Below are 24,998 nucleotides of genomic sequence, written 5' to 3' on the forward strand. Positions count from 1 at the left end.
TTTAATCTTTGTAGCCTAAATTATGTAAATGGACTATTCGGTCATTGTTAAAAAAGCATGGGAAGGGTATGATGCTTCAAAAACTATCAGGAATATTGAAGACATCAGCGCCATGGTATCAACTAACCATGTTTATCGCATCACCTTTGATGACGACGATATTATAATTGCCAAGCTATCGTACTTTGGCAAGTTTGAACACTTTAAAGAGGATCACCGCATTATTCAAACATTGGCAAATAACCTGCTTTATCCGTTTGAGAACCTGCTGGCGCGTTCCTTGCTAAAAAACAACCGGGTTTATATTTATCATTACAAACATGGTAAAACAGATGCCTGGGTTGTTTTTTACAATCCTACACGAATACTGCAGCGTTTACCGCGCAGGCTTGATGAAAACCATATCAAAAAGCTTGGGCAACAGGTGGGTAAATTTCATAAGGCCTGCTCAAGGGTTAAAAATGTGCTGCCTAAATCGTCAAAAACCCTGCGCACAGATATTGCCTCCTTACTCACCCAGCTTAATGCTAACGAGAAACAGTTTGGAACCGCTATGCAGGCCGACTTTTTAAAATACCATTGTGAAACTTTTCTTAAGAACCGCTCAAAGTACAACATGAGTTCGTTTGAGATCATCCCGGTATTTATTGACTGGAATATCGGCAATTTTTCAGTCACCCCAAGTCTTGAGCTGTATTCCCGCTGGGATTATGACTGGTTTAGGATGAGTTACCGCGTACTTGATTTTTACTTTTTTAGCCGCGTGGTATCTGATATTGGCGACCGTACGGTGTTTAGCTATGTGATCAATACCATGATGGAAGATCGTTTTATCATTTTCCTGAAAGAATATCATAAAGTAAACCCGTTAACTGCCGATGAGATCAGATTTATGAAGGAAGCATACCGGTTTTTTATATTAAATTATGTGATAAAGGATGGTAAGCACTTTTTTAGTGAGCAATACGCCGAAAAATTGCAGGCAGAAGCATTTAACGTTTACCTTCCATCTGTTGACCGCGACTTTGATGCAGAAAAAATCATCGAAGCATTAAAATTAAAGTAGGCAATGGTATAATATTTAAGCATATTGCAGCAACATTATATCAAAACTAAAAGTATGACGCGAATTGATAACTTTAAATCCATTATTGACAGATACAAGGTTGTTTTTTTTGATGCTTTTGGTGTATTAAAAACCTATACCGGCCTGTTGCCCGGTATAGAGCGCACGTTTGCTTATCTGGAACAGCAAAACAAGGATTATTATATTGTTACCAATGATGCGTCGCGCAGTCCGGCGCAGTTAGCCGAATCATACCACAGGAACGGTTTAAGCGCGATTTCGGCTGATAAGATCGTATCATCCGGAATGCTGGCCAAAGAGTACCTCGACCTTAAAGTGAACGATGGCATTGTAGCTTATCTGGGTACGGCAGATTCGGCACATTATATTGAACGTTCGGGCCTGCATACGCTGCATATTAATCAGGTTGACAGCAGCAATATTGAAAAGGTGAACGCCCTGGTTTTTCTTGATGATGAAGGTTTCAACTGGTGCGATGATCTTAATAAAGCCGTAAACCTGCTGCGTAAACGCACCATACCCGCCATTGTAGCCAATACAGATCATGCTTACCCTAAATCCCTTCATGATGTGTCTATAGCCATTGGTGGCATAGCGCATATGGTTGAGAAAATTGTAGGGAAGGAGTTTATCCGTTTTGGAAAGCCTGATTCGCAGATGTTCATGTTTGCGTATGATCTGCTGCGCGAACGCGGTCCAATCAGTAAACAGGATATTGTAATGGTTGGCGATACCCTGCAAACCGATATTTGGGGTGGAAATAAATTTGGCCTGGATACTGTACTGGTATTGTCAGGGAATACACAGGCTAAAGATGCCGAAACCCGCATAACCACTACCGGTATTGTGCCCACCTACATCTGCGGATCTGCAGTGGTAGAATATGACGAGTTCGGGTTTTAGTAATCATTCTTCTCAAGAAACACTGCATTCGCGCGGTCTCGTTTACAACAATGCCATCTGTTTTTATTTTTTAAACAGCTTTTTTAAGCTCAGCGTTAAGTATTCCCATTATCGCCTAAAGGTATCTCGCAGAGGACATTAAGGTATGCACTCTGCAACTGTATTCCCAGATTTTTATTTCATTAAAAATAAAAAATGTCTTTCTGACAAATATTTTTTATTTTAACTGTTGGTTTTACATTTGTTTTTTTACATTTGAACCGATAAGGCATTGAACCCATGCCTGGCGCATACCCGCCAAACCTGAATTAATTAAACGAGATGAACAACGAAAATTTTGATCTGAAAGAGCATCCGCATAGCCGTTTGAATATTTTAACGGGCGATTGGATATTGGTATCCCCGCACCGTACCAAACGTCCATGGCAAGGCAAAGTAGAAGCTGCCCAGGCCGATGAAAGGCCTGAATATGACCCTAACTGTTATTTGTGCCCGGGCAACAAAAGAGCCGATGGGAGCGAAAATCCGGAATATAAAGCCAGTTATGTTTTTACCAATGATTATTCATCGTTGCTTTTAAATACACCTGATGGCGGATTGAATGATGATGAACTATTAGTTGCTAACAGCCAGCGCGGCATCTGCAGGGTGATCAGTTTTTCTCCCCGCCATGATCTTACGTTGCCACAAATGAAAACGGAAGATATCCGGAAAGTGGTTGACGTGTGGCAAACAGAATATCAGGACCTGGCCACCTATCCCTGGATAAAACACATCCAGATATTTGAAAATAAAGGGGACATTATGGGCTGCAGCAATCCGCACCCTCACGGGCAAATATGGGCGCAAAACAGTATCCCGGTTGAGGTTGCTAAAGAAACCCAGCAGCAAAAAGAATATTTTGAACAAAAAGGGCGCAGCCTGTTGGGCGATTATTTACAACTGGAATTAAAACGCGGCGAACGTATTATTTTTGAGAACGAGCATTTTGTTGTGTTAGTTCCTTTTTGGGCGGTTTGGCCATACGAAACCATGATTGTAAGTAAAAGGCATATCACCAGTCTGCTTTATTTTACTGATGACGAAAAAACTGCCCTTGCCGATGCTATTAAACGGCTTACGGTAAGGTATGACAATATGTTCGAAACTTCGTTCCCTTATTCGTCGGGCATGCACCAAGCACCGGTAAACATGGGCGACCATCCATACTGGCACTGGCATATGCACTTTTATCCGCCTTTACTGCGGTCGGCTACGGTTAAAAAATTTATGGTGGGTTATGAAATGCTTGCCAATCCTCAACGCGATATTACTGCTGAATTTGCCGCCGAAAAGCTAAGAAATTTAAGCGAAGTGCATTATAAGAGCGCGAGATAGGTAAAAAATACTAATTTAGACCAACATTATAAACCAGCCATTATGAACCTATGAAAAAGTTATTTAAAAACCTTACATTAATTATTTTGCCGGCATGTGTATCTTTAGCGGCCTGTAATCAATCATCTGACAAGAAAAAAACAACTATGACGGATAGTACTCAAACTTCAGCCTCTGCATTTGAAAAAACAATCGATGGAAAACAAACACATTTGTATACCCTTAAAAACAAAAACGGCATGGTTGCTACCTTCACCAATTATGGTGGCCGTATAGTGAGCCTGCTGGTTCCTGATAAAAACGGCAAGCTAACAGATGTGGTTTTAGGTTTTGAAAGTGTAGACGGCTTTATAAATTCAACAGAGCATTATTACGGCGCAACCATAGGCCGTTATGGAAACCGCATAGCCAAAGGCAAATTTAAGCTCGATGGTAAGGAATACCAGTCGTCAATAAATAATACTCCTAATATGCTGCATGGCGGTACAAATGGTTATCAGAGTGTGGTATGGGATGGTAAGCAAATTGATTCGACAACGCTGGAACTTACTTACTTATCAAAAGACATGGAAGAAGGTTTCCCTGGCAACCTGAATGTGAAAGTTACTTACAGCTTAACCGATGATAACGAGTTTAAAGCGGTTTATGAAGCCACCACCGATAAAAACACCGTGGTTAACTTAACCAACCATGCCTTTTTTAACCTGAATGGCGAAGGCAGCGGTAGTATTTTAGGTCACCTGGTACAAATTGATGCCGACAATTACATCCCGGTTGATTCAACCCTGATACCGTTAGGTAAAATTGAAAAGGTAGCAGGTACACCGTTTGATTTTACTAAACCAACTACCATTGGCCAAAGAATAAATGACGACAACATACAGTTAAAAAATGGCAAAGGTTATGACCATAATTTTGTACTTAACAAACATGACATTAAAACGCCGATAGCTACAGTAATTGGAGATAAGAGCGGTATAAAAATGGAAGTATTTACCGAGGAGCCTGGCCTCCAGTTTTACAGCGGTAACTTTATGCAGGCAAAAAACGCTATGAAGCGTGGTATTAAAGATGAGTTCCGTACTTCATTTGCCATGGAAACACAGCATTACCCTGATTCGCCAAACCAGCCGCAGTTCCCTTCAACAGAGCTTAAGCCAGGTCAAACTTATAAAACACAGTCATTATACAAATTTTCTGTAGTTAAATAAGTTCATTAAATATTTATTAAAAATCGCAACAAAAAAGGTGCTGCCGGCTGGCAGCACCTTTTTTGTTATCAGTCAAACCGAAACTCAGAAGTGGGGCGAGCCTAACTCCCGGTAGTCATCAATAGTGTCAATATCAATAGCGCCCAGCGGGAAGGCGACTGCCGCAACATCATTGGGAAAAGTTTTGATCAGTTTTTTGGCGCCTTCTTTACCCTGCAGCATTAATAGCTGCGGAAAATAGGAAGCATCAAATAAAACAGGTACACCCAGGGTATTCCGATAGGCAGAGGCAATGATGCCTTTGTTGCTATTAGCTTTTTTTTCGGTTAACTGGTGTATCAGTAAAGGGTCAACAAAGGGCTGGTCGCACAGCATAATAATGGCCGCAGTAATACCGGGCTCAATTCTTAATAATTCGGTAATGCCCAGCCGGATAGACGATGCGATGCCCTCCTGCCAAAAGGGGTTATAGGTAATGTATATTAACTCATCGGAGATACTCGGGCGGATCATGCCCTCATTGGCTCCCAGTACTACCACTGTTTTTTCGCAGCATGCCGAAGTTACAGCCGTATGTATGGCCCGCTGCAGCAGCGTTTGACCCTGGTAAATAAGGTTTTGCTTAGGCGTGCCCAACCGGCTCGATGAGCCCGCCGCAAGTATGATCATCCCGGTCATTACAGATTAATTCATGGTCTGGGTAATGATCTGCTCTGGCACACGGTTATGGATCACGCTTTTATAGCGTAATGAAGTGCCCGTTCTGTTCTTTAACACCGCCTGCATTTCGGCAAGGATAGACAGCGCAATTTCATCAGCGTTTTCTGATCCTATATCCAGCCCTGCCGGACCGTAAACACTTGCCAGTTGTTCCGCGGTAATTTCCATCTCTTCATCTTTAAGTTCGTCAAGCATACGTTGTAATCGCTTTTTAGGGCCCAGCGCGCCTACATAGGGAAGTTGGAGCGGCAGTAACTGTTTTAATACCGACAGATCATAATTATAATTGTGTGTCATAAGTATAATTACGGTACGCTCATCTATCACTATTTGAGCAAGCGCGCTCTCCGGTTTAGCCATAATGATCTTTTGAACCGTTGGAAACCGCTCTGGTATGGCATAGTTGGAACGGCCGTCAACAATATGAACATGCCAGCCCAACACCCCGGCCAGCTGGGCCAGCGGAATGGCATCGTTGCCTGCCCCAAATATCACCAGCGAAACTGTTGGTTGCAGCAGTTCAATAAAGCAGGTAAACTTATCGCCATATATGTAGGTTTTGGTTACTGAGTTCCCGTTAACTAAAACATCCTTAGCATCGGCCAGTAACATGTCCTTTATCGCATCATCCGGAAACATCCCTTTTATATCCTCGTTTTGCGTCAGCAGCAAACAAGTGCCGGGTTGTGGGGCCTGTTTGTTGTTTAAGGTGAACAGGGTGATGAGCACAACCCGCTCGCGCTTGCTTAAAAATAATTTAAAAAGCTGTATAGGGTTATCAGGTTTCAAGGCTGATATGGGCTCTATCAGGATATGTATAATGCCATTGCAGCCAAGGCCAACGCCAAGTTTGGCGTCGTCATCGTCGGTAGTGTCATAAGTAACCAGCATGGGCTTATTCTGGGCCATAACCAGGCGGGCTTTGCGCAGGGCGTCGCCTTCCAGGCAACCGCCGCTAATGGCCCCGGTGAGCTGTCCGTCGTCGGTGATCAGCATACGCGCGCCTGCGCGGCGGTATGATGAGCCTTCCACGTGCACAACCGTAGCCAGTGCTGTTTGCTTTCCGTTTTTGTCGGCGATGTCAAAGGCCTTAACAATATCCCGTAGTTCTTTCACAAATAGATTATTAAATTGCAGATACGTAAATATAAATGAAAACTATCAATAATAATAAATACTCCATACTATCAATTTTGTTATACAAAAAGTACATTTAAAAAACACAGTAGCCGTTTGTAATATTTACTTTTACAATACGCAACTTTTAACACGTAAAGGTTGTTTAAAGAATAATTAACTAAAGTATTTTGCCTTGTTAACAGATAACCACGGCCGGAAGATCAATTACCTGCGTTTGGCAGTAACAGACAGGTGTAACCTGCGCTGCTTTTATTGCATGCCCGAGGATGGCCTTAACTGGCTGTCGCGCGCTGAGCTGATGAGCTACGAGGAAATGCTGCGCAGCTGTAGCCTGCTGGTTAAAATGGGTATCGAAAAGATCAGGATAACCGGGGGCGAACCTTTTGTACGCAAGGATATTATGCAGCTGCTTACATCCATATCCCGGCTCAACGGCTTAAAAGATCTAAGCTTAACTACCAACGGGGTTTTAACCGCGCAATATGTACCCGAGCTAAAAAAAATAGGTGTACGATCTGTAAACCTGAGCCTGGATACGCTTGATGCCAATCGTTTTTTTACCATAACGCGCCGCGATGAATTTGGCCATGTAATGGCTGCTTTAGATGCCCTGCTTAAACACAACATTGAAGTTAAAATAAATGCTGTGGTAATGGAGGGAAAAAATACGCAGGATATTATTCCGCTGGTTGAAATGACCAAGGACCTGCCCGTAAGCGTCAGGTTTATTGAAGAAATGCCTTTTAACGGCGACGGGCACGTGTATACCGGTTTGCAATGGGATTATGTACGCATATTGGATGAAATAAAAAGCAAATATCCGCAGATACAAAAAATAAAAGATCCTGCATATTCAACAGCTTACAACTATCAAATACCCGGGCATAAAGGCAGCATAGGTATTATAGCGGCATATTCGCGTACCTTTTGCGGCACCTGCAACCGCATCAGGATAACCCCGCCGGGCGAGCTGAAAACCTGTTTGTATGATGATGGCGGGCTTAATATAAAAGATATGATGCGAAACGGGGCAACCGACGATGAATTGCAGATCGCCTTACTAAAAGCCTTTGGCAGCCGTGCCAAAGACGGCTGGGAGGCCGAACGCCTGCGGGTAGTGCACCCCGGCATTCATGAGTCAATGGCTACCATAGGCGGGTGAGTGTATGATTAGTAGGGAGTAGCGATTATCAGGATGTTACATTTATTAAACTTTAAAGATCCCGTTACTTGATACCCGCCGCCTGATGCTATATAACTTCAAAATATATATATGACTACTGTTGAAGAGGCCGGCAAGCTGATACTGGCACAGTTAAAAGATTATGGTACCGAAAGCCTTCCGTTTGAACAGGCGCTGGGAAGGGTGCTGGCCGAAGCTATAAAAGCCGACCGCGACCTGCCGCCCTTTAACCGGGTTACCATGGATGGCATAGCCATTAATTACCAGGCTGTTGAAAACGGTATACTTACCTTTAAAATTAAAGCTACCCAGGCCGCGGGCGACGAGCCTGTTGCCATTGATGAGCTTGATGAGTGTATTGAGATCATGACAGGGGCGGTAATACCTGCATCTGTTAATACCGTTATCCGTTATGAGGATGTAGCCATACGCGCCGGCCTGGCCAGTATTCACGTTCGTGATATAAAACACGGGCAAAACCTGCACCTGCAGGGAACCGATAAAAAACAGGGTGCCGTATTGGCCGAACCAGGCCTTTTGATTACTCCGGCTATTATCAGCCTGGCAGCATCAGTTGGTAAAACACACTTGCTGGTTAAAAAACTTCCCCGGGTGGTTATTATATCATCGGGTGATGAACTGGTTGATGTACACGAAACGCCATCGCCTTACCAGATCAGGAAATCAAACAGCTATACCGTAAAGGCGGTTTTGCAGCAACATTCCCTGCAGCCCGACATTATTCACATTCCCGACGACCCCGCGATCACCAAAACACAGATACAGCAGTGTTTGCAAAATTACGATGTACTGCTGCTAAGCGGCGGTATATCCATGGGTAAATTTGATTACATACCCCAGGCGCTGGAAGATTTGCAGGTTGAAAAGGTTTTTCACAAAGTGGCGCAGCGCCCCGGCAAGCCGTTTTGGTTTGGCAGGTATCAAAGCGGGGCTGTTGTCTTTGCTTTTCCGGGTAACCCGGTGGCCACATTCATGTGCCTGCACCGCTATTTTTTAACCTGGCTAAGGGCCACTTTGGGCTTGCCCGAACAATTGCCCGTATATGCAGTTTTAAACAGGGATTTTCAGTTTCAGCCCCCTATACAATATTTTTTACAGGTAAAACTGCAAAGTAACCCGCAGGGGCAGTTAATGGCATCGCCAATTGAAGGCAATGGTTCAGGTGATTTTGCTAACTTAGCAGATACAGACGCCTTTTTAGAGCTGCCGGCTGAAAAAAGTGATTTTAAAAAAGGAGAGGTGTTTAAAGTATTGAGGTTCGATTAGATTTGTTTTGTCTGAACCGGGATTTATGGGATTAAGGGATCGCCGCGATTTTTCTAATACTGCCGAGCAAAATCCTTTAATCCGATGAATCTGTTTAATCCTGGTTCAGACCAAAACACTTCAAACAAAAACTAAAGAAAACAAACCGATGTTAACCCACATAGATAAGCAAGGCAATCCATCAATGGTTGATGTAACTGAAAAACAGGTTACCCGGCGTACGGCTACTGCCCGCAGCGTGGTTGTTTTGCCCGATGAAGTATTGCAGCACCTGGTTAATGGCGATTTGATGAGCAAGAAAGGTCCGGTGTTTCAAACGGCTGTTATCGCGGGCATTATGGCCGCTAAAAAAACCGGCGAGCTGATACCGCTTTGTCACCCTTTGGGCATGGATAACTGCAGTATAACCATACAGGTTAACCAACAGCAGGAGATAGTGATTGATTGTACGGCAAGCATTACTGCTAAAACCGGAATTGAGATGGAAGCATTGGTAGGCGCATCAATAGCCGCGCTTACCATTTATGATATGTGCAAGGCCATGAGCCATGATATTTTGATCAAAGAAACCAAACTGATGGAAAAAACAGGAGGTAAGCATGACTTTAAACGAGCATAAAAAACACGCGAAACTGGCAAAGGCTGCATCGGGCAACTTTGGCCGTAATGAGTGGGCCATTGTGGGCGGCCCGTGTACGGTTATTAAATTGCTGGCCCATGATGTTATAGGCGCTTTATCGCCGGTTTACAAATGCGCCTATGCCGATACATCGCATAATGATGATATTACGCTGGTACCCGGCAGGCTCACCAACGGAGCCATACTTGATTATACCGACCAGATAAACTATCAGCAGTATAACTTTCAAAACCCGGTGAAGCCCTATCAGCTGAAGCAGGCTTTTGCCAATGCCGACCTGATTTTGGTAAACGGGAACCACCAGCAGGCTAAGGCTCAGGTGGTGATTATTGATCTCAATAAAAAGGCGTCGTTATTAAAAAGGGTTGAACAACTAACCAATGTGGAGTTGTTTTTACTGGCCGATAACAGCGACGAGCTTTTTGACTTTGTACAGGAAGCCATCCCTCACTGGCAGCAGATACCTGTTTTCAGGCTATCAGACAGGGAAAGGATCATTGCTTTTTTTGAAACCAAACTAAAACTGGCCCGGCCCGTACTGAACGGTTTGGTGCTGGCCGGTGGTAAAAGCCAGCGTATGGGTTTTGATAAAGGAAATGTTAACTGGCATGGTAAACCCCAACGGTTTTATATGGCCGATTTGCTGCGACCCTTTTGCAACGAGGTATTTATATCGCGCCGCCCCGGTCAGCATAGCGAAATTGACCCGGAATACCCTGTTTTGGAAGATACCTTTACAGGACTGGGGCCGTTCGGGGCTATCTTGTCGGCCTTTCGCGAAAAGCCTGATAATGCCTGGCTTGTTATAGCCTGCGACCTGCCTTTACTGGACGAGGCCGCGCTGCGCAACCTGGTAGCCTGGCGTAATAGCTCGGCAATAGCCACGGCTTATCATAGCGTTGTAACCGGTTTCCCTGAGCCATTAATAGCTATATGGGAACCTAAAAGTTATCCGGTAATGCTGTCGTTTTTGGCGCAGGGGTATTCGTGCCCGCGCAAGGTGCTCATCAATTCAGACATAAACCTGCTGAACGCGCCCGATCCTGAAGCGCTGACCAATGTGAACACGCCTGAGGAACTGGAAAAAGTAAAAAGAGTTATTCATCAAAAAACAGCCGCTAACTGATGACAACAGATATTTTAAGATATAGCTGCCAGATGGCCCTGCCCGGCTTTAGCGAAGAAACACAACAGCTTTTGCAGCAGGCCCGGGTATTAATAGTTGGTGCAGGTGGCTTGGGTTGCCCGGCCGGGCAGTATTTAACATCAAGCGGTGTTGGCACTTTAGGCATAGCCGATTATGATGTGGTATCGGTAAGTAATTTGCACCGTCAGATCCTGTATTCGCCGGCCGATGTGGGCCAAAGCAAGGTTGCTGTTGCCTGCCGCCGTTTGCAGGCGCAAAATCCCGATATAAAGCTTGTTCCGCATACAGAAAAGATCACCTCAGACAATGTATTGAACATCATACACCAGTATGATATTGTTATTGATGGTACCGATAATTTTGAAACCCGGTACTTATTGAACGATGCCTGTGTAATGACGGGAAAACCACTGGTTTATGGAGCCATATACCAGTTTGAGGGCCAGGTTGCCGTTTGGAATATAGTGTATAATGAGGATGCCAGATCGCCCAATTACCGTGACCTTTTTCCGAAGGTTGACCCCACACAGATACCCAACTGTACCGAGGGCGGGGTAATACCCTCGCTGGCTGGCATTATTGGCTGTATGCAGGCCAATGAGGTGATAAAATACATTACCCGGACCGGTGAGCTGCTGGCTGGCAAAATACTGATATTTGACGCGCAGAGTATGCAAAGCCGCATCATCAAAATCGGTGCTACATCAAAAACACCGGTCAGGGGTTTGTCGGCAACGGTAAATATTCCCGGCATATCCGTAACTGAGCTAAAAGAGCGTATTGTTGCCGACACCGTTGAACTGGTTGACGTGCGTACCGAGCAGGAGCGCGATGCTTTTGACATTGGCGGTATCCATATCCCTATAGATGAACTGGAAGGCTACCTGGCATATTTTACCGACCCTAAACCCAAAGTGCTTTACTGCTCCACAGGAAAAAGGAGCGAAGAAGCCGTAAAGCTTATCCTCAAAAAAATCCCAGATGCCAACGTGTTTTCATTAAATGGCGGCTTGAAAGCTTATTTAGAAGAGTAAGTTCTTCAGGGATATCCCCACTGTTGTCATTTCGAACGACAGTGAGAAATCTTATACGACGACCAGTATTGCTCAGGACGTACCTCAGGGTCCTCTACGAGAGACCCCGAGGGGACAAAGGTCTTAAATATTTGATACCCCAATTGTCATTTCGAAACGGCAGTGAGAAATCTTATACGACGACCAGTATTGCTCAGGACGTACCTCAGGGTCCTCTACGAGAGACCCCGAGGGGACAAAGGTCTTAAATATTTGATACCCCAATTGTCATTTCGAAACGGCAGTGAGAAATCTTATACGCCATGCAGCGCCGTCAAGCCCGCCCAAAAATCCGAAATCGAAAATCCAAAATCCGAAATCTCAGGGATGTGCCGCCACCCAAACTTCACCATCCTCAAAAGCTTCTTTTTTCCAGATGGGGACAGTCTGTTTCAGCGTATCAATAATATAACGGCAGGCATCAAAAGCAGCATCACGATGAGCTGCGGATACGGCTATAACAACCGGCACTTCGCCAACCTGCAGGGCGCCGGTACGGTGGTGGATCAATACTTTTTGCACCGGCCATTTGGCAAAAGCCTGCTGGGCTATTTTTTCCATTTCGCTGAGCGCCATGGGTTCATAAGCCTCAAAATCAAGTTTCAGAACAGCTTTGCCTTTAGTAGCATTGCGTACAGTGCCAATAAATACATCTATCCCCCCTGATTCGGGCGACATGATCCAATCTATGCAGGAGGATATGTTCAGGCTTTCGGCCGAAAGAAGTATTTGAATGTTATTCATGGTGATATGTTGATTTTGGATGTACGGATCAAGGACTTCTGTTTATTTTTAAAAATGCTCCAATAGTCCCTGCCTTTCCAATTATCCTCCGCTAACCGGCGGAATAATGGCAATTTCATCGCGTTCATGTATCGTATCGCCGGGTAGGGCATATTCGTTATTCACAGCTATCATATACGACGCCAGCTGTTTTAACCGCGGATATTGCTGTTCAAGCAAATATTTTAAATTGTAAATAGTGGCATCGTTTGTTAATTCAAGGCTAACCTGCGAACTCTCAAATATCTCCTTTGCCACACCAAATGCCAGCACATTAATCTTCATAACTCAAAATTAGGGCAAATAGCTTATAAAACAAATGTCGTTTATATTTAATAAAATGAAATTGGTTTTTTATTCATTGTGAGTTTAGTTGGTGATTTTTTTGTATATTTATGTACCAACAGCCCGGTCTTCTGATAAAAAAGAGGAGCGGGCTGTTTAGTTAAACGTACAAGCGTACTAAAAGTAAATGACCCTGTTTTAATGTATTATTTATCAAAACATTAAAACTTCTTAAATTTTCAAAAAACGACTAAAAAAGTGTTAAAATTGATTGCTTTTTGACGTTGCCGGATATTTTTTGATCTAGTTTTACTCAATCTGGGGTTGTTTTTAGGCTCTTTTATGTTAAAATGAAACGTTAAAAAGTTTTTATAGTTAGCACCATTAAACAAGCACACCTAAACAAACCCGCACCCTAAATTGTATATTTACACATGGCAATTAACTCCACACATAGTGTACAGATCATCAGAATAAATGCCGCTGAAAGCGCCGCAGCTACTGATACCCTTGCCATTGAGGAACCCCTGGAAATCAGGCTGGAACATGGACCTGAAGGGCAGCGGCAGGTACAAAATATCTCGGTTACTATGCGTACCCCCGGTCATGACACGGAGCTTGCAGCCGGTTTTTTATTTACTGAGGGGATCATCAAAAATCCCGAGGATATCGCATCGGCCCAGCATTGCTTGATAGCCTGTTCCGAAAACAAGGAAAATGTGGTACAGGTAAGTTTAAACCCCGATATTATCCCGCATTTACAAAACGCGGAACGTAATTTTTATACCACTTCCAGCTGTGGGGTTTGCGGTAAGGGCTCTATTAACGCTATTCGCACCGTAAGTGATTTTACCGAACGTGCAGACGATCAGGATAAGATACAAGCAGATATTTTGTATCAGTTGCCCATTATATTACGCCGGCACCAAAGGGTATTTGATGATACCGGTGGCCTGCACGCGTCAGCGCTGTTCACCGCAACGGGCGAACTATTACTCCTGCGCGAGGATGTTGGCAGGCATAACGCGCTTGACAAGTTAATAGGCGCAGCACTTAACTATAACTGGCTGCCCCTGCATCAAACGGTGTTGTTATTAAGCGGCAGGGCGAGCTTTGAACTGGTGCAAAAAGCAGCTATGGCGGGTATCAATATCATTACGGCAGTGGGTGCCCCCTCAAGTTTGGCTGTACAGCTGGCCGAAGAATTTAACATTACGCTCATAGGTTTTTTACGCGATGAACGTTTTAATATATATACCGCTGCACACCGCGTTATATCAACAAGTTATGAACCTGCTGTAAGTAACCATTAAATTTAAAAAAATCGTTTGTGATAGCTTCATCGTTGTTACAAAAAGATCATATCAATGAAAATTCGAATTAAAGGTAATTCACTAAGATACAGGCTTACCCGCAGCGATACATCGATGCTCGCACAAGAAGGGTATGTGCAAGAGGAGGTTGATTTTGGCAGCCAGCGGCTTTTTTATGCCTTGAGGGTGACAGACGAAGAGCAACTGTCGGCCACTTATAAAAATGACACCATCACCATGTATCTGCCCAAAAAACTGATGCTGGAGTTTGCCAATACCGATAAAGTAGGTTTCGAGGGTACACATGGCAGCCTTCATTTACTGGTTGAAAAAGATTTTACCTGTTTGGATAACGTGGCCGAAGATCAAAGTGATAATTACCCCAATCCGTTAGCGCCTAAAAAGAAATGAGCAAGGAAATAAAAGAACAGCCGGACGCCGAGAATCCCGAAGAATTGCTTGGTCTCAAATTAACAGCGCCTGAAAAATGGGCAGCTGGTATACCGGCGGTAACGGCGGCCATGGCTGATATAGTACAGGAAGCAGGTTTTGTACGCGGAATGAAGGGTTTGTTTAAAATGAACAAGAAAGATGGCTTTGATTGTTCAGGCTGCGCCTGGCCCGACCCTGATGATGATCGTTCGCCGATTGCGGAATATTGCGAGAACGGTGCCAAGGCGCTGGCTGAGGAAGCGACCACAAAAAAGCTGACCGCTGATTTCTTTGCCCAAAATTCTGTAGCAGACCTGGCTAAGTTAAATGATTATGAAATAGGAAAAAAGGGGCGTATTGCCCAGCCAGTTTACCTGCCTAAAGGTGGTACGCACTACGAGCCCATCAGTTGGGATGAAGCTTTTAAGAAGATAGCTGCAAAGCTGAACAGCCTGGCATCGCCAAACGAGGCTGCATTTTATACTTCGGGGCGCACCAGCAATGAAGCCTCTTTTACTTATCAGTTATTTATACGGGAATTTGGTACCAATAACATGCCCGATTGCTCCAATATGTGTCATGAATCAACCAGTTTTGGATTGGCTGAGGCTATTGGCATAGGCAAAGGAACGGTTATATTAAATGATTTTTATGATACCGATGCCATCGTGGTAATAGGGCAAAATCCCGGAACTAACCACCCGCGGATGCTTACCGCACTGCAAAAGGCAAAGGAAAACGGAGCACAGATCATTGCTGTAAACCCCTTGCATGAGGCAGGCCTCATGGGTTTTAAAAATCCCCAAACTGTTAGGGGTGTGTTAGGCATTAACACCCATTTGGCCGATCTGTACCTGCAGGTAAAAATTAACGGGGATATGGCCCTGTTGAAAGCTATTGAAAAACTGCTTTATAAAGCCGAACTGGAAAATCCGGGTAAAGTGTTTGATCAGGAGTTTATTGCGAGCAATACGGTAGGTTACGAGGCATTCCTCAACCATTTGAATCAGTTTAACCTCGACCATCTGGCACAGGAATGTGGAGTTCCATTAACGCAAATTGAACAGGCGGCAGATATGCTCAAAGATAAAAGCCGTATCATAATTTGCTGGGCCATGGGTGTTACGCAACACAAAAATGGCGTGGCTACGGTAAAGGAAATAGTTAACCTGGCCATCCTTAAAGGTGCTATTGGTAAACCAGGCTCCGGATTATGCCCGGTGCGCGGGCATAGTAACGTACAAGGTAACCGTACCATGATGATATTTGATAAACCTAAGCCTCAGCAGTTAGATAAGCTGAAGGAGGTTTTTGGGTTTGAGCCACCGCGCGAGCATGGGTATGACGTAGTAGAATCGATACAGGCCATGCATGAGGGTAAGTTGAAGGTGTTTTTTGCAATGGGTGGCAACTTCCTTTCGGCCACGCCGGATACCACTTACACTGCCGAAGCAATGCGAAAGCTCGAAATGTCGGTTCATGTATCTACAAAGCTTAACCGCGGTCACCTGGTGCACGGCGATGAGGCATTGATATTACCAACCTTATCACGCAGTGACAAAGATATAATTGACGGCAAAGCACAATTTATTAGCTGTGAAAATTCTATGGGGGTGGTCCAGATGTCAAAGGGAATGCTGGAGCCAATTTCTAAAGATCTGATGAATGAAAATCAGATCATTTGCAAGCTGGCCAAGGCCACTTTAGGTAGCCGCTCGGTTATCAGCTGGGACAAATATGAAAAGAGTTATGACGCGGTGCGGGATGATATAGCCAAAGTAATACCCGGCTTTGATGATTATAATAGCAAAGTTCGCATCCCTGGTGGCTTTTATTTGCCTAACGGACCGCGGCAAGGTAAGTTTAACAGTAAAGATTATGGCGACAGGATAGGATTTAACATAGCTGATTTGCCAGAACACCATATGGCCGCGGATGAATACCGGATGACCACCATACGGAGCCATGACCAGTTTAATACTACCATTTATGGCCTTGATGATCGCTACCGGGGCATCCACAATGAGCGCCGCGTTATATTCATGAATGAGGAGGACATACAAAAATCAGGTTTTAAATCAGGAGAGCAGGTTGATCTGTATAATTACCATGGAGGTATTGAACGTGTAGCCCGTTTGTTTGTGGTAGTACCCTATGGCATCCCAAAAGGAAATACTGCTACGTATTACCCCGAAGCTAATGTTTTAATACCGATAGACAGTGTAGCCGAAAATAGTAATACACCAACATCAAAACTGGTATTTATCAAGGTGAAAAAGCATCAGGAACCTCTGATTACCGCAGTTTGGTCAAGCTGAACGGTTAGGCAGCATTGGGCTTAAGCCAGTTTTAAACGCCATGAGGCCCGTATTCGCCCGTTACGGCCCAAACCCTCCAATTGCTCTTTGGATGCATTCGCTATAAGGTATTTTAGCGAACCTGACTTTTGATGTTCGGCTTCCGCTTCTTTGTCTATTAAAAAGCCTTCACTTTTAAAGAAAGCTTCGGCTTGTTCAAAACTGTCAAATTTATTTTCTTCTATCCGGTGTTCTTTTAAAAATTGTTGCAGTTTGTCATCAGGAAGGAAATTAGAAAATCTTCTTTCCGATTTAATGTAAATGTCCGCGGTGATCCAGCAACCTCCGGTTTTTTCCAATAAGCTACGGATATTATGACACAGCTTTTTCTTTTCATCTGTATTCAGGTAAACCAGCAGACCTTCGTTTACAATAACAATTTCGCCCTTTTTAAAATGGGCTGCGGTAGCTTCAAACGCCGCTTCATCAAGCGCGTTAAGGGGAAGTGTTTCAAGTTTGCCTTTCGGTATCATGTCACGTTGTAAAGAAGCCAAAAGGGGTAATTTAGTGCTAATAACATCGGGCAGGTCAGTATCTATGTAATGAGCATCCTCGCCGAGAACCTTATCGAGCCCGCGGAATGAAAAACCAGAAGATAGTTCTAAAATGTTTTTAACCTGCAACGGCGAAAGTAATTGATCAATACTTTTGTACCTTGATTCAAAATGTAAAAGCCTTGCCCAAAAAGCAAAATCGCTTATATTAAAATCCGGTTCATAATTTTCGGGCCTGGTGATCAGTTCTGCGGCTTTCCGGGCAAAAGGTATATCAGTAAAGCCTTTCAATAGTAATAAAGCCTGTGCCGAAGGGCTGATGGAACTGTAATCCCGGTTTGCCAGATGAGCTTGTTCTTGTTTCATAGGTTTGTAACTATATCCAAACAAAAATAAGATAACATGTTTATAAATAAGTATGAACAATATGGCCAATGATAAGATAGAGGTAATACAGGGAGATATCACCAGGATAAAAGTTGATGCCGTTGTAAATGCTGCCAATACTTCTTTATTAGGCGGCGGTGGTGTTGACGGAGCTATACACCGCGCCGGCGGTAAAGCCATACTGGACGAGTGCATACAGATACGTAACCGCGAGGGCGGCTGTAAAACCGGCGAAGCAGTGATAACCACTGGCGGCAACTTGCCGGCCCGGTACGTGATCCATGCGGTTGGTCCGGTTTATAGCGGTAGCAATAAAGGCGAGGATGAACTATTGGCTTCTGCCTACCTGAACAGTTTGAAACTGGCCGCTGAAAACCAGGTACAAAGCATTGCTTTCCCTAATATCAGTACCGGTATCTACCGTTTTCCCAAAGAAAAAGCAGCCGCTATAGCTATTAAAACTGTAAAAGGTTTTATAATGGCTAACAATACCATACAAAAGGTAATATTTGTTTGCTTTGACGATGAGAATTATCAGATATATAACAGGGCATTAAATGTTAATAAGCATATTTTGTAATATATAGGTAATTCAACAGCTATTTGACAGCTAATAAATAATGTTTATGTTTAGCATATGCACCCGGCGCTAAAAAAACAATTTGAAGGGAAGATCCACCTCTCTGCAGAACATGAGCAACTTATTGGCCAATGCTTTAAGCCAAGATCAAGCGGGCGGAATGAGATCCTGATTGAAAAAGGAAGCATTGTGAAGCATATTTTTTTTGTGATAAAAGGGTGCTTAAGAGTGTTTTTAATTGATGATAAGGGTAATGAATCTACCCGGTTCCTGATATTTGAAGATCATTTTGGGACGGCCTTTCCCAGTTTTATACGGCAGCAACCCTCACTGGCATCAATACAAAGCCTTGAACCATCCGAACTCCTGGTTTTAAGCTATGCTGACCGCCAAAAATTAATGAACGAAATACCCGGTTGGGAAACCATGTACCGTTTAGGCCTGGAACAGGATTACATAGCTGCTATTGAGCGTATTGAGAGTTTGATCACCATGGACTCAAAAGAGCGCTACCAGATATTAATGAAAACCCAGCCCGGTATAATTCAAAGGCTGCCTGGCAAGATCGTAGCCGATTACCTTGGTATTTCACAGGAAACACTGAGCCGTCTCAAATCAAAGAAATGATTTATTGACTATTGTCAATCTTTTTAAGTTAAGTATTGGCTTGCTTTGTATGATAAACCCTTCAACATTATGCATAAGTCAATATACATTACCATTATCATAGCGCTTTTACACCATACTATTTGCGCGCAAACCCAAATAGGCCAGCGTACCCTCCGTTTTAAAGACGAAAAACGTAACCGGCCTTTAACTACTGAAATTTGGTACCCTACAACCGATACATTAAAAAAAAGCGACAAAGCTTTTTCGCCATTTATTCGCGTAAATACGGTGCACGATGGTAGACTACCATTAGCAAGATTGCCATTGATCATTCTTTCGCACGGTACAGGGGGTAGCCGTCTTAGCCTGGAGTGGCTGGCCGATACCCTGGTAAAAAGCGGATTTATTGTTGCCGCCGTTGATCATTGGGGTAATACCTTTGATAATAAAATAGGAATTGAATTTGTAAAACCCTGGGAACGCCCGCAGGACATCAGCTTCGTGTTGACAAGCCTGTTAAACGACGCTGACTTTAAACCGGTCATCAATCCCGAAAAAATAGGTGCGGCTGGTTTTTCATTCGGCGGATTTACCGTTATAGCGCTGGCAGGTGGTAAATTTGACTTTATGACCCTCCGTAATTATTATAAAACAATAGGCCATAAAGAACTGGAGATACCGGAATACCCAAATCTGGCAAAATTTCTTGATGACAGCACACTCCTGGCAGGAGCAAAAAATTATCCCCCGTTACAGGATAAGCGTATTAAAGCATTTTTCTCCATATCGCCTGCTTTAGGTCCAGGCTTTGTGGCTGGTAAGCAGGTTAAGAACATAATCAAGCCGGTGTACATTGTTGGTTCGCAAAGTGATAGCATAGCCCCTGTAAAAACAAACGCGAAGCATTATCATGAACTTATTAAAAGCTCACAGTACTATGAAAATCCCGGCAAAACCGGGCACTACGTAATGCTGCCAGAAGCTATTGATGAAGTTAAAAAAGAAGCTCCCATATATTTTACAGATGATCCATCAGTGAACAGGCATCAGGTACATTTAAAGGTTAATGATTTGGCCGCAGATTTTTTTATAAGGAATTTGAAGTAGTATCTGAGCACTGTAATTTCACTGACTGATTTTAAAGCCTGTTAAAAAATAGTTAAGAAGCGTTTAAACTTTGCAGATTTCGCCGGTTGCAGAGTAATAACAACCAGTTGGCAGGAGAAGGAACTAAAGTAAATCAGCAAATGGAAACATCTGCCTATACAAGCTATAACACAATAGATGGGGTGGTTTTTCCGGCAACTGAGATACAAACAAACGGAGTGCAAAAATCAAACATTAGTTACACCAGCTATACCATAAATCCTGATTTTACAGATAATGACTGGGATATTCCTGCACTATAAAACGCGCTTGGTAACCAACAGCTTTACCTGTTGTGAAATAGAGAGCGAAAAGTGGCGGAGGTGATTCTCGCAATCGTTTTCGTAATTTCTCTAATACACTCTATTGCTAACGCCGCGAAACGTAGTACTTAAAACATATATTTGAAATTACTAACCGCAATTTCATCTGCATGAGAAAAAAGTATTACCAGCTACGTATCAGCTTGGCGTCCGGACTTATTGCCGGGCTCGCGCTAACAACTTCAGCGCAACAAAAAAATATTTACCATAAAGGCTGGATTGATTTTAATAAAAATGGCAAAATGGATGTGTTTGAAGATCCATCGCAGTCCGTTGAAAAACGAGTTGCCGATTTGCTGAGCCAAATGACCGTTGAAGAAAAAACTTGCCAGATGGCCACCCTGTATGGCTATAAAAGAGTTTTAAAAGATGAGATGCCCGTACCCAACTGGAAAAACGAAGTTTGGAAAGATGGCATTGCCAACATTGATGAAGAGCTTAATAACCTTACTTCAACAACTGATAAAGCATATACGGAATATTCATTTCCATACAGTAAACACGCGTCAGCTATCAACACTGTTCAAAAATGGTTTGTAGAGGAAACCCGCATGGGTATTCCGGTTGATTTTACCAATGAGGGCATACACGGCCTTAACCATGACCGCGCTACACCATTGCCGGCGCCTATATCTATAGGCAGCACTTTTGATAAGCAATTGGTACGGCAGGCTGGCCAAACCGTTGGCCGCGAGGCAAAGGCCCTGGGCTATACCAATGTTTACGCCCCCATACTTGATCCCGCGCGAGACCAGCGCTGGGGACGTGTGGTAGAATGTTATGGTGAAAATCCGTTTCATATTGCAGAACTTGGCAAGCAAATGGTTTTAGGCATACAGGAAGAAGGTGTTGCATCAACCCTGAAGCATTTTGCTGTATATAGCGTGCCTAAGGGTGGCCGCGACGGCAGTGCGCGTACCGATCCGCATGTGGCGCCGCGCGAAATGTACCAGATCTATTTATACCCATTTCGCAGGGTGATACAGGAAGCTCATCCTATGGGCGTAATGAGCAGCTATAACGATTGGGACGGCGTGCCTATAACCGGCAGCTATTATTTTTTAACCGAGCTGCTGCGTCAAAAATTTGGTTTTAATGGTTATGTGGTATCAGACAGTGAGGCGGTGGAATACCTTTATTCCAAACATCATGTAGCGGCCGATTACAAAGAAGCTGTAAGGCAAGTGGTTGAGGCGGGCTTAAATGTGCGTACAAATTTTACCATGCCGCAAACCTTTATTATGCCCTTGCGCGAGCTGATTAAGGAGAATAAACTATCCATGAAAATTATTGATTCAAGGGTAGGGGATGTGCTGCGCGTTAAATTCCGTTTGGGTTTATTTGATGATCCATATGTAAAAGATCCAAAATCATCTAACAAAAAGGTGCATACCGCTGCCGACGATGCCATGTCGCTTAAAATGAACCGCGAATCGATGGTATTACTCAAAAACGAGGGCGATCTGCTACCGCTGGACAAAAGCAAGCTGAAAAATATCCTGGTTACTGGTCCGTTGGCTGCTGAGGAGAATTATGCCACCAGCCGTTATGGCCCGTCGCACAACCCGGTTACCAGTGTGCTTAATGGTATTAAAAACTATGTAGGTAAAGGTATAAACGTTAATTATATGAAAGGTTGTGATGTAGTTGACCCTACCTGGCCGGAAAGCGAGATCATTGAGACCCCTTTAACCACCCAGGAGCAAGCCGGTATTGATTCGGCAGTAGCACAGGCCAGGAAAAGTGATGTAGTGATAGCCGTTGTGGGTGAGGATGTGAAGCGTGTAGGCGAAAGCCTTTCGCGTACAGGGCTTGATTTGCCGGGACGCCAGCTCAAGCTGATCCAGGCTTTGCAAGCAACCGGCAAACCCGTGGTGATGGTAATGATAAACGGCCAGCCGCTTACCATTAACTGGGAAAACAAGTATGTACCCGCCATTTTGGAAGCCTGGTTCCCTGGTCCGCAAAGCGGACAGGTGGTTGCCGAAACTTTATTTGGCGATAATAACCCTGGCGGCAGGCTGCCAATAACTTTTCCAAAAACCACCGGGCAAATTGAGTTTAACTTTCCGTTTAAACCAGCCTCGCAAGCTGGCCAGGGGGGAGACAATAGCTGGGGTAAAACCAGCGTAAACGGCGCGCTTTATCCTTATGGATTTGGCTTGAGCTATACTAAATTTGAATACAGCAATCTGCAGGTATCGCCCGAAAAAGAAAACTCACAGGGGGACGTACAGGTAAGTTTTGATATAACAAATGCCGGCAGCCGCAAAGGTGATGAAGTAGTGCAGTTATACCTCAAAGATGAGGTAAGCAGCGTAACTACCTATGAGTACGACCTGCGCGGTTTTGAACGTATTAACCTTGCTCCCGGCGAAAAGAAAACGGTACAATTTACACTGCATCCGGACGATCTTGCCCTGCTGGATAAGAATATGAACTGGACAGTTGAACCCGGTAAATTTATGGTAATGATAGGTAGTTCTTCAGTGGATATAAAGCTCAGGAAGGAGTTTGAAGTACAGTAGGGGTTAGCACAATGCTAAAAAACTAAAACGAGAGTAAAATAAAAAGGCTCCGGATTTTATATAATCCGGAGCCTTTTTGGGGCTTGATACAGTTATAACGAAATACAGCTGCAAAGCATTAAAAGCCCACATTAATATCAGGATTATAAACTGAATTATAAGTAACCGTAAAACCATTGGTATCACCCGTAAATACGTTTCCGGTTAAAATGGTGAGCGTGTTGCGTTGCAACGTGATATTGCTTATTGTTTTCCGTGTCGCTTCTACATTCTCGGCACCATAGGATATTACCTCCACTGTTACCGTAGAGTTTGTATTTAACAAATTAGGCAAAGTTTTGAGCGTATAGTTTGTAGTGCCGATCTTATCACTTGGAATAAGAGTAAGGATGGTTATAGAAGATTCGTCAGATGATGTATCTCCTAAGTAAGAATACGATAGATTTTGTCCCGTGATATTTAATCTGATGGAACGAATATAGGAAGGAATAGCATCCTTCATAATAATTTGTATCTGAGAATTTAAACGTTCCAGAACAACATTCTGCTGCAAATGCTGGCTGCCTACTGCAAAACTTATTTTTTTGTAAAAAGTTTCCGAAGGATCTGCTTTTCTGGGAGTACCTGTACTGTTATCAATATAGTAAAACTTGCTGCCGTCGTCCGCAAAACTGGTTACATTCACCACACCTACAAAAACGGCTGTATAATTACCTGTTGCAAGGCTGTCTTTAAATGTTCCAAATCCGGGACCTCCTTTGTTTACAACTATCGTTCTTTTTAATGTATTACTGGAGTCGTATACTTTGTAAATCAGCCTTTTAACCGTGCTTGAGTCAGGAGTTACAGTGGCATTTATCTTAGTTTTGCTTTTCTGGTTTATTGGTTCATTCTGTTGGGTAAAATTGCTTATGGTAAAAGTAACCGGGTACAATTTAGTTTGAGGCTCTGTTGTTTTGTTATGATTGTCTTTTTTGCACGATAACAGTACTATACTGATCAATATGAAGCAAATTAACGCGTTTTTCATGTGAGTAGTTTTAAAAGTTAACTGTTACCGGTGTATTCCAATCCTGATTTATGGCAATTGTAAACTCGCTGTTTGTAGGCGTAAATAAATCACCCGAAAGTATAGTTCTGGTATTTGTTTTGCATACCACGTTCCTGATAACTTTTGTGTCAAGCGGTCCGTTAGGGTTTATACCATAGTAGCTTATAGATACGTCAAAAGGTTTTATATTGTTTAAATTGTACATGGTGATAGTGTAATTGGTTTTGCCAATATCTGCAGCGTTTATGGTCTTGCTGGTAAAATTGGTACCTGGATAAAACTTTAAGCCGCTTTTAGCGTCTACCAGAGAGGTATCACTAAAGGTCACCGTTATTCTTGATGTGCCTGCAGGTATGGCATCTTTAATAATCAAATCTAATCTTGAAGTAAACCTATCAATCGCTACACCCTGGTTTATGCCGCTTGATGTAACTGTGATAGGCACTCTTTTATAAAAAGTATCATCCCATTGATTTGATGGATAGTGGAAATAAAACGGAGTGTATTCACCCTTGCCTTCGTCGTCTTCCACTATTAATCTATCAGATCCTCCTATAAATGTAGCTATATAGTTTCCGGGGGGCACATTATCTGTAATAGTGCCGAAACCGGCATCTCCTTTGGTAAATCTTTTTAAAGTAGTGGCATGTGCGTCGCCTGTCGAAAAAAGTATGTAAACTAACTTTTGCACCGGAATACTATCGGTGGCTTGTGTGGCAAGTGCCGCCGTCTTTGTTTTACCCACACCGCCTATAGGTACCTGTGTTTGTGAAAAACCTGTTACCTTAAAGCTTATGGGATATGTTTGTGCATTGGTTGGCTTTTTTTCTTTCTTACAGGAAAAAAAGAGGAATACACAAATACTGCAGAGTAGAATTTTATGTTTCATCGGCTTAGTTTAATATATAGTTAAAATATTATATAAATATACTGGTCTTCAAT

Annotated in this window: 24 protein-coding genes; 17 read left to right on the forward strand and 7 right to left on the reverse strand. The window is 43.4% G+C overall.

The window, feature by feature from the left end:
* The first annotated feature begins 28 nt into the window (after positions 1 to 28).
* The 4 genes from J2W55_RS05370 to J2W55_RS05385 all read left to right on the forward strand — a co-directional run bounded on the left by J2W55_RS05370 (position 29) and on the right by J2W55_RS05385 (position 4,578).
* Positions 29 to 1,066: a hypothetical protein gene (locus tag J2W55_RS05370; protein WP_310092820.1), complete on the forward strand. Its 1,038-nt coding sequence runs from the start codon at positions 29 to 31 to the stop codon at positions 1,064 to 1,066.
* A 54-nt stretch (positions 1,067 to 1,120) separates the two neighbouring features.
* Positions 1,121 to 1,990 (forward strand): HAD-IIA family hydrolase, encoded by an 870-nt coding sequence (locus J2W55_RS05375; RefSeq protein WP_310092822.1) that lies wholly within the window; start codon positions 1,121 to 1,123, stop codon positions 1,988 to 1,990.
* Positions 1,991 to 2,311: 321 nt separating this feature from the next.
* On the forward strand, positions 2,312 to 3,367 hold the full coding sequence (locus J2W55_RS05380; RefSeq protein WP_310092824.1) for a UDP-glucose--hexose-1-phosphate uridylyltransferase: 1,056 nt from the start codon (positions 2,312 to 2,314) through the stop codon (positions 3,365 to 3,367).
* Positions 3,368 to 3,417: 50 nt separating this feature from the next.
* Positions 3,418 to 4,578 carry an aldose epimerase family protein gene (locus tag J2W55_RS05385; protein ID WP_310092826.1) on the forward strand — a complete coding sequence of 387 codons (1,161 nt, stop codon included), beginning with the start codon at positions 3,418 to 3,420 and terminating at the stop codon, positions 4,576 to 4,578.
* Positions 4,579 to 4,662: 84 nt separating this feature from the next.
* Here the strand turns inward: J2W55_RS05385 and J2W55_RS05390 are convergent, their stop codons facing one another.
* A complete protein-coding gene (locus tag J2W55_RS05390) occupies positions 4,663 to 5,247 on the reverse strand; it encodes a nucleotidyltransferase family protein (RefSeq protein ID WP_310092827.1) in 585 nt (194 codons plus the stop codon).
* Positions 5,248 to 5,262: 15 nt separating this feature from the next.
* The gene (locus J2W55_RS05395) at positions 5,263 to 6,414 is read right to left on the reverse strand and encodes an XdhC family protein (protein ID WP_310092829.1); all 1,152 of its coding nucleotides are present in this window, start codon (positions 6,412 to 6,414) and stop codon (positions 5,263 to 5,265) included.
* Positions 6,415 to 6,610: 196 nt separating this feature from the next.
* Between J2W55_RS05395 and moaA the strand changes: the two genes are divergently transcribed.
* The 5 genes from moaA (at position 6,611) to moeB (ending at position 11,729) form a co-directional block, all read left to right on the forward strand.
* Positions 6,611 to 7,600 carry a GTP 3',8-cyclase MoaA gene (gene moaA / locus J2W55_RS05400; protein ID WP_310092831.1) on the forward strand — a complete coding sequence of 330 codons (990 nt, stop codon included), beginning with the start codon at positions 6,611 to 6,613 and terminating at the stop codon, positions 7,598 to 7,600.
* 111 nt (positions 7,601 to 7,711) lie between these two features.
* The gene (locus tag J2W55_RS05405; RefSeq protein WP_310092834.1) at positions 7,712 to 8,908 is read left to right on the forward strand and encodes a molybdopterin molybdotransferase MoeA; all 1,197 of its coding nucleotides are present in this window, start codon (positions 7,712 to 7,714) and stop codon (positions 8,906 to 8,908) included.
* A gap of 148 nt (positions 8,909 to 9,056) precedes the next feature.
* A complete protein-coding gene (moaC, locus tag J2W55_RS05410; RefSeq protein ID WP_310092836.1) occupies positions 9,057 to 9,527 on the forward strand; it encodes a cyclic pyranopterin monophosphate synthase MoaC in 471 nt (156 codons plus the stop codon).
* Positions 9,508 to 10,674: an NTP transferase domain-containing protein gene (locus J2W55_RS05415; RefSeq protein ID WP_310092838.1), complete on the forward strand. Its 1,167-nt coding sequence runs from the start codon at positions 9,508 to 9,510 to the stop codon at positions 10,672 to 10,674. The genes moaC and J2W55_RS05415 overlap by 20 nt, the downstream gene beginning before the upstream one ends.
* The gene (gene moeB / locus J2W55_RS05420) at positions 10,674 to 11,729 is read left to right on the forward strand and encodes a molybdopterin-synthase adenylyltransferase MoeB (RefSeq protein ID WP_310092840.1); all 1,056 of its coding nucleotides are present in this window, start codon (positions 10,674 to 10,676) and stop codon (positions 11,727 to 11,729) included. Before J2W55_RS05415 ends, moeB begins: the two co-directional genes overlap by 1 nt.
* Positions 11,730 to 12,089: 360 nt before the next feature.
* Here moeB and J2W55_RS05425 read toward each other — a convergent pair whose 3' ends face one another.
* Together J2W55_RS05425 and J2W55_RS05430 are read right to left on the reverse strand one after the other, a co-directional pair.
* Entirely contained in the window at positions 12,090 to 12,512 is a 423-nt protein-coding gene (locus J2W55_RS05425) for a molybdenum cofactor biosynthesis protein MoaE (protein ID WP_310092842.1), read from the reverse strand.
* A gap of 81 nt (positions 12,513 to 12,593) precedes the next feature.
* Positions 12,594 to 12,836 carry a MoaD/ThiS family protein gene (locus tag J2W55_RS05430; RefSeq protein ID WP_310092844.1) on the reverse strand — a complete coding sequence of 81 codons (243 nt, stop codon included), beginning with the start codon at positions 12,834 to 12,836 and terminating at the stop codon, positions 12,594 to 12,596.
* 434 nt (positions 12,837 to 13,270) lie between these two features.
* On the opposite strand from J2W55_RS05430, the gene fdhD reads away from it, so the two are divergent.
* Genes fdhD through J2W55_RS05445 form a run of 3 tightly spaced genes read left to right on the forward strand, consistent with a single transcriptional unit; the run spans position 13,271 to position 16,899 of the window.
* Entirely contained in the window at positions 13,271 to 14,149 is an 879-nt protein-coding gene (gene fdhD / locus J2W55_RS05435; RefSeq protein WP_310092846.1) for a formate dehydrogenase accessory sulfurtransferase FdhD, read from the forward strand.
* A 54-nt stretch (positions 14,150 to 14,203) separates the two neighbouring features.
* Positions 14,204 to 14,560 (forward strand): DUF7009 family protein, encoded by a 357-nt coding sequence (locus J2W55_RS05440; protein ID WP_310092849.1) that lies wholly within the window; start codon positions 14,204 to 14,206, stop codon positions 14,558 to 14,560.
* Positions 14,557 to 16,899 (forward strand): FdhF/YdeP family oxidoreductase, encoded by a 2,343-nt coding sequence (locus J2W55_RS05445; protein ID WP_310092852.1) that lies wholly within the window; start codon positions 14,557 to 14,559, stop codon positions 16,897 to 16,899. The genes J2W55_RS05440 and J2W55_RS05445 overlap by 4 nt, the downstream gene beginning before the upstream one ends.
* Before the next feature lie 20 nt (positions 16,900 to 16,919).
* On the opposite strand, the gene J2W55_RS05450 is transcribed toward J2W55_RS05445, so the two are convergent.
* A complete protein-coding gene (locus tag J2W55_RS05450; RefSeq protein ID WP_310092855.1) occupies positions 16,920 to 17,798 on the reverse strand; it encodes a hypothetical protein in 879 nt (292 codons plus the stop codon).
* 52 nt (positions 17,799 to 17,850) lie between these two features.
* On the opposite strand from J2W55_RS05450, the gene J2W55_RS05455 reads away from it, so the two are divergent.
* From J2W55_RS05455 to J2W55_RS05475, 5 genes are all read left to right on the forward strand, one after another.
* Positions 17,851 to 18,399, forward strand: coding sequence for an O-acetyl-ADP-ribose deacetylase (locus J2W55_RS05455; RefSeq protein WP_310092857.1), 549 nt, complete (start codon positions 17,851 to 17,853; stop codon positions 18,397 to 18,399).
* Positions 18,400 to 18,456: 57 nt separating this feature from the next.
* Complete coding sequence (locus J2W55_RS05460; protein ID WP_310092859.1) at positions 18,457 to 19,026, forward strand: Crp/Fnr family transcriptional regulator; 570 nt, start codon at positions 18,457 to 18,459, stop codon at positions 19,024 to 19,026.
* A 69-nt stretch (positions 19,027 to 19,095) separates the two neighbouring features.
* The gene (locus J2W55_RS05465; protein ID WP_310092861.1) at positions 19,096 to 20,115 is read left to right on the forward strand and encodes an alpha/beta hydrolase family protein; all 1,020 of its coding nucleotides are present in this window, start codon (positions 19,096 to 19,098) and stop codon (positions 20,113 to 20,115) included.
* 140 nt (positions 20,116 to 20,255) lie between these two features.
* Entirely contained in the window at positions 20,256 to 20,417 is a 162-nt protein-coding gene (locus tag J2W55_RS05470) for a hypothetical protein (protein WP_310092863.1), read from the forward strand.
* Between the two features lie 170 nt (positions 20,418 to 20,587).
* On the forward strand, positions 20,588 to 23,005 hold the full coding sequence (locus J2W55_RS05475; RefSeq protein WP_310092865.1) for a glycoside hydrolase family 3 N-terminal domain-containing protein: 2,418 nt from the start codon (positions 20,588 to 20,590) through the stop codon (positions 23,003 to 23,005).
* 118 nt (positions 23,006 to 23,123) lie between these two features.
* Here J2W55_RS05475 and J2W55_RS05480 read toward each other — a convergent pair whose 3' ends face one another.
* Together J2W55_RS05480 and J2W55_RS05485 are read right to left on the reverse strand one after the other, a co-directional pair.
* Complete coding sequence (locus J2W55_RS05480; protein ID WP_310092867.1) at positions 23,124 to 24,035, reverse strand: hypothetical protein; 912 nt, start codon at positions 24,033 to 24,035, stop codon at positions 23,124 to 23,126.
* Positions 24,036 to 24,045: 10 nt separating this feature from the next.
* Positions 24,046 to 24,945 (reverse strand): hypothetical protein, encoded by a 900-nt coding sequence (locus J2W55_RS05485; protein ID WP_310092869.1) that lies wholly within the window; start codon positions 24,943 to 24,945, stop codon positions 24,046 to 24,048.
* Between the last annotated feature and the right edge of the window lie 53 nt (positions 24,946 to 24,998).

The sequence above is a fragment of the Mucilaginibacter pocheonensis genome, from assembly GCF_031456535.1.
Classification (GTDB): Bacteria; Bacteroidota; Bacteroidia; order Sphingobacteriales; family Sphingobacteriaceae; genus Mucilaginibacter; species Mucilaginibacter pocheonensis.

Excerpts from the sequence above, each read along its gene's own strand:
- J2W55_RS05375 (WP_310092822.1), top strand. The coding sequence starts at position 1,121 with ATGACGCGAATTGATAACTTTAAATCCATTATTGACAGATACAAGGTT.
- J2W55_RS05455 (WP_310092857.1), top strand. The coding sequence starts at position 17,851 with ATGAACAATATGGCCAATGATAAGATAGAGGTAATACAGGGAGATATC.
- J2W55_RS05415 (WP_310092838.1), top strand. The coding sequence starts at position 9,508 with ATGACTTTAAACGAGCATAAAAAACACGCGAAACTGGCAAAGGCTGCA.
- J2W55_RS05440 (WP_310092849.1), top strand. The coding sequence starts at position 14,204 with ATGAAAATTCGAATTAAAGGTAATTCACTAAGATACAGGCTTACCCGC.
- J2W55_RS05390 (WP_310092827.1), bottom strand. The coding sequence starts at position 5,247 with ATGATCATACTTGCGGCGGGCTCATCGAGCCGGTTGGGCACGCCTAAG.
- J2W55_RS05460 (WP_310092859.1), top strand. The coding sequence starts at position 18,457 with ATGCACCCGGCGCTAAAAAAACAATTTGAAGGGAAGATCCACCTCTCT.
- J2W55_RS05445 (WP_310092852.1), top strand. The coding sequence starts at position 14,557 with ATGAGCAAGGAAATAAAAGAACAGCCGGACGCCGAGAATCCCGAAGAA.
- J2W55_RS05485 (WP_310092869.1), bottom strand. The coding sequence starts at position 24,945 with ATGAAACATAAAATTCTACTCTGCAGTATTTGTGTATTCCTCTTTTTT.
- J2W55_RS05475 (WP_310092865.1), top strand. The coding sequence starts at position 20,588 with ATGAGAAAAAAGTATTACCAGCTACGTATCAGCTTGGCGTCCGGACTT.
- J2W55_RS05385 (WP_310092826.1), top strand. The coding sequence starts at position 3,418 with ATGAAAAAGTTATTTAAAAACCTTACATTAATTATTTTGCCGGCATGT.
- J2W55_RS05380 (WP_310092824.1), top strand. The coding sequence starts at position 2,312 with ATGAACAACGAAAATTTTGATCTGAAAGAGCATCCGCATAGCCGTTTG.
- moeB (WP_310092840.1), top strand. The coding sequence starts at position 10,674 with ATGACAACAGATATTTTAAGATATAGCTGCCAGATGGCCCTGCCCGGC.
- J2W55_RS05370 (WP_310092820.1), top strand. The coding sequence starts at position 29 with ATGGACTATTCGGTCATTGTTAAAAAAGCATGGGAAGGGTATGATGCT.
- J2W55_RS05425 (WP_310092842.1), bottom strand. The coding sequence starts at position 12,512 with ATGAATAACATTCAAATACTTCTTTCGGCCGAAAGCCTGAACATATCC.
- moaC (WP_310092836.1), top strand. The coding sequence starts at position 9,057 with ATGTTAACCCACATAGATAAGCAAGGCAATCCATCAATGGTTGATGTA.
- J2W55_RS05450 (WP_310092855.1), bottom strand. The coding sequence starts at position 17,798 with ATGAAACAAGAACAAGCTCATCTGGCAAACCGGGATTACAGTTCCATC.
- J2W55_RS05470 (WP_310092863.1), top strand. The coding sequence starts at position 20,256 with ATGGAAACATCTGCCTATACAAGCTATAACACAATAGATGGGGTGGTT.
- J2W55_RS05430 (WP_310092844.1), bottom strand. The coding sequence starts at position 12,836 with ATGAAGATTAATGTGCTGGCATTTGGTGTGGCAAAGGAGATATTTGAG.
- J2W55_RS05465 (WP_310092861.1), top strand. The coding sequence starts at position 19,096 with ATGCATAAGTCAATATACATTACCATTATCATAGCGCTTTTACACCAT.
- J2W55_RS05405 (WP_310092834.1), top strand. The coding sequence starts at position 7,712 with ATGACTACTGTTGAAGAGGCCGGCAAGCTGATACTGGCACAGTTAAAA.
- fdhD (WP_310092846.1), top strand. The coding sequence starts at position 13,271 with ATGGCAATTAACTCCACACATAGTGTACAGATCATCAGAATAAATGCC.
- J2W55_RS05480 (WP_310092867.1), bottom strand. The coding sequence starts at position 24,035 with ATGAAAAACGCGTTAATTTGCTTCATATTGATCAGTATAGTACTGTTA.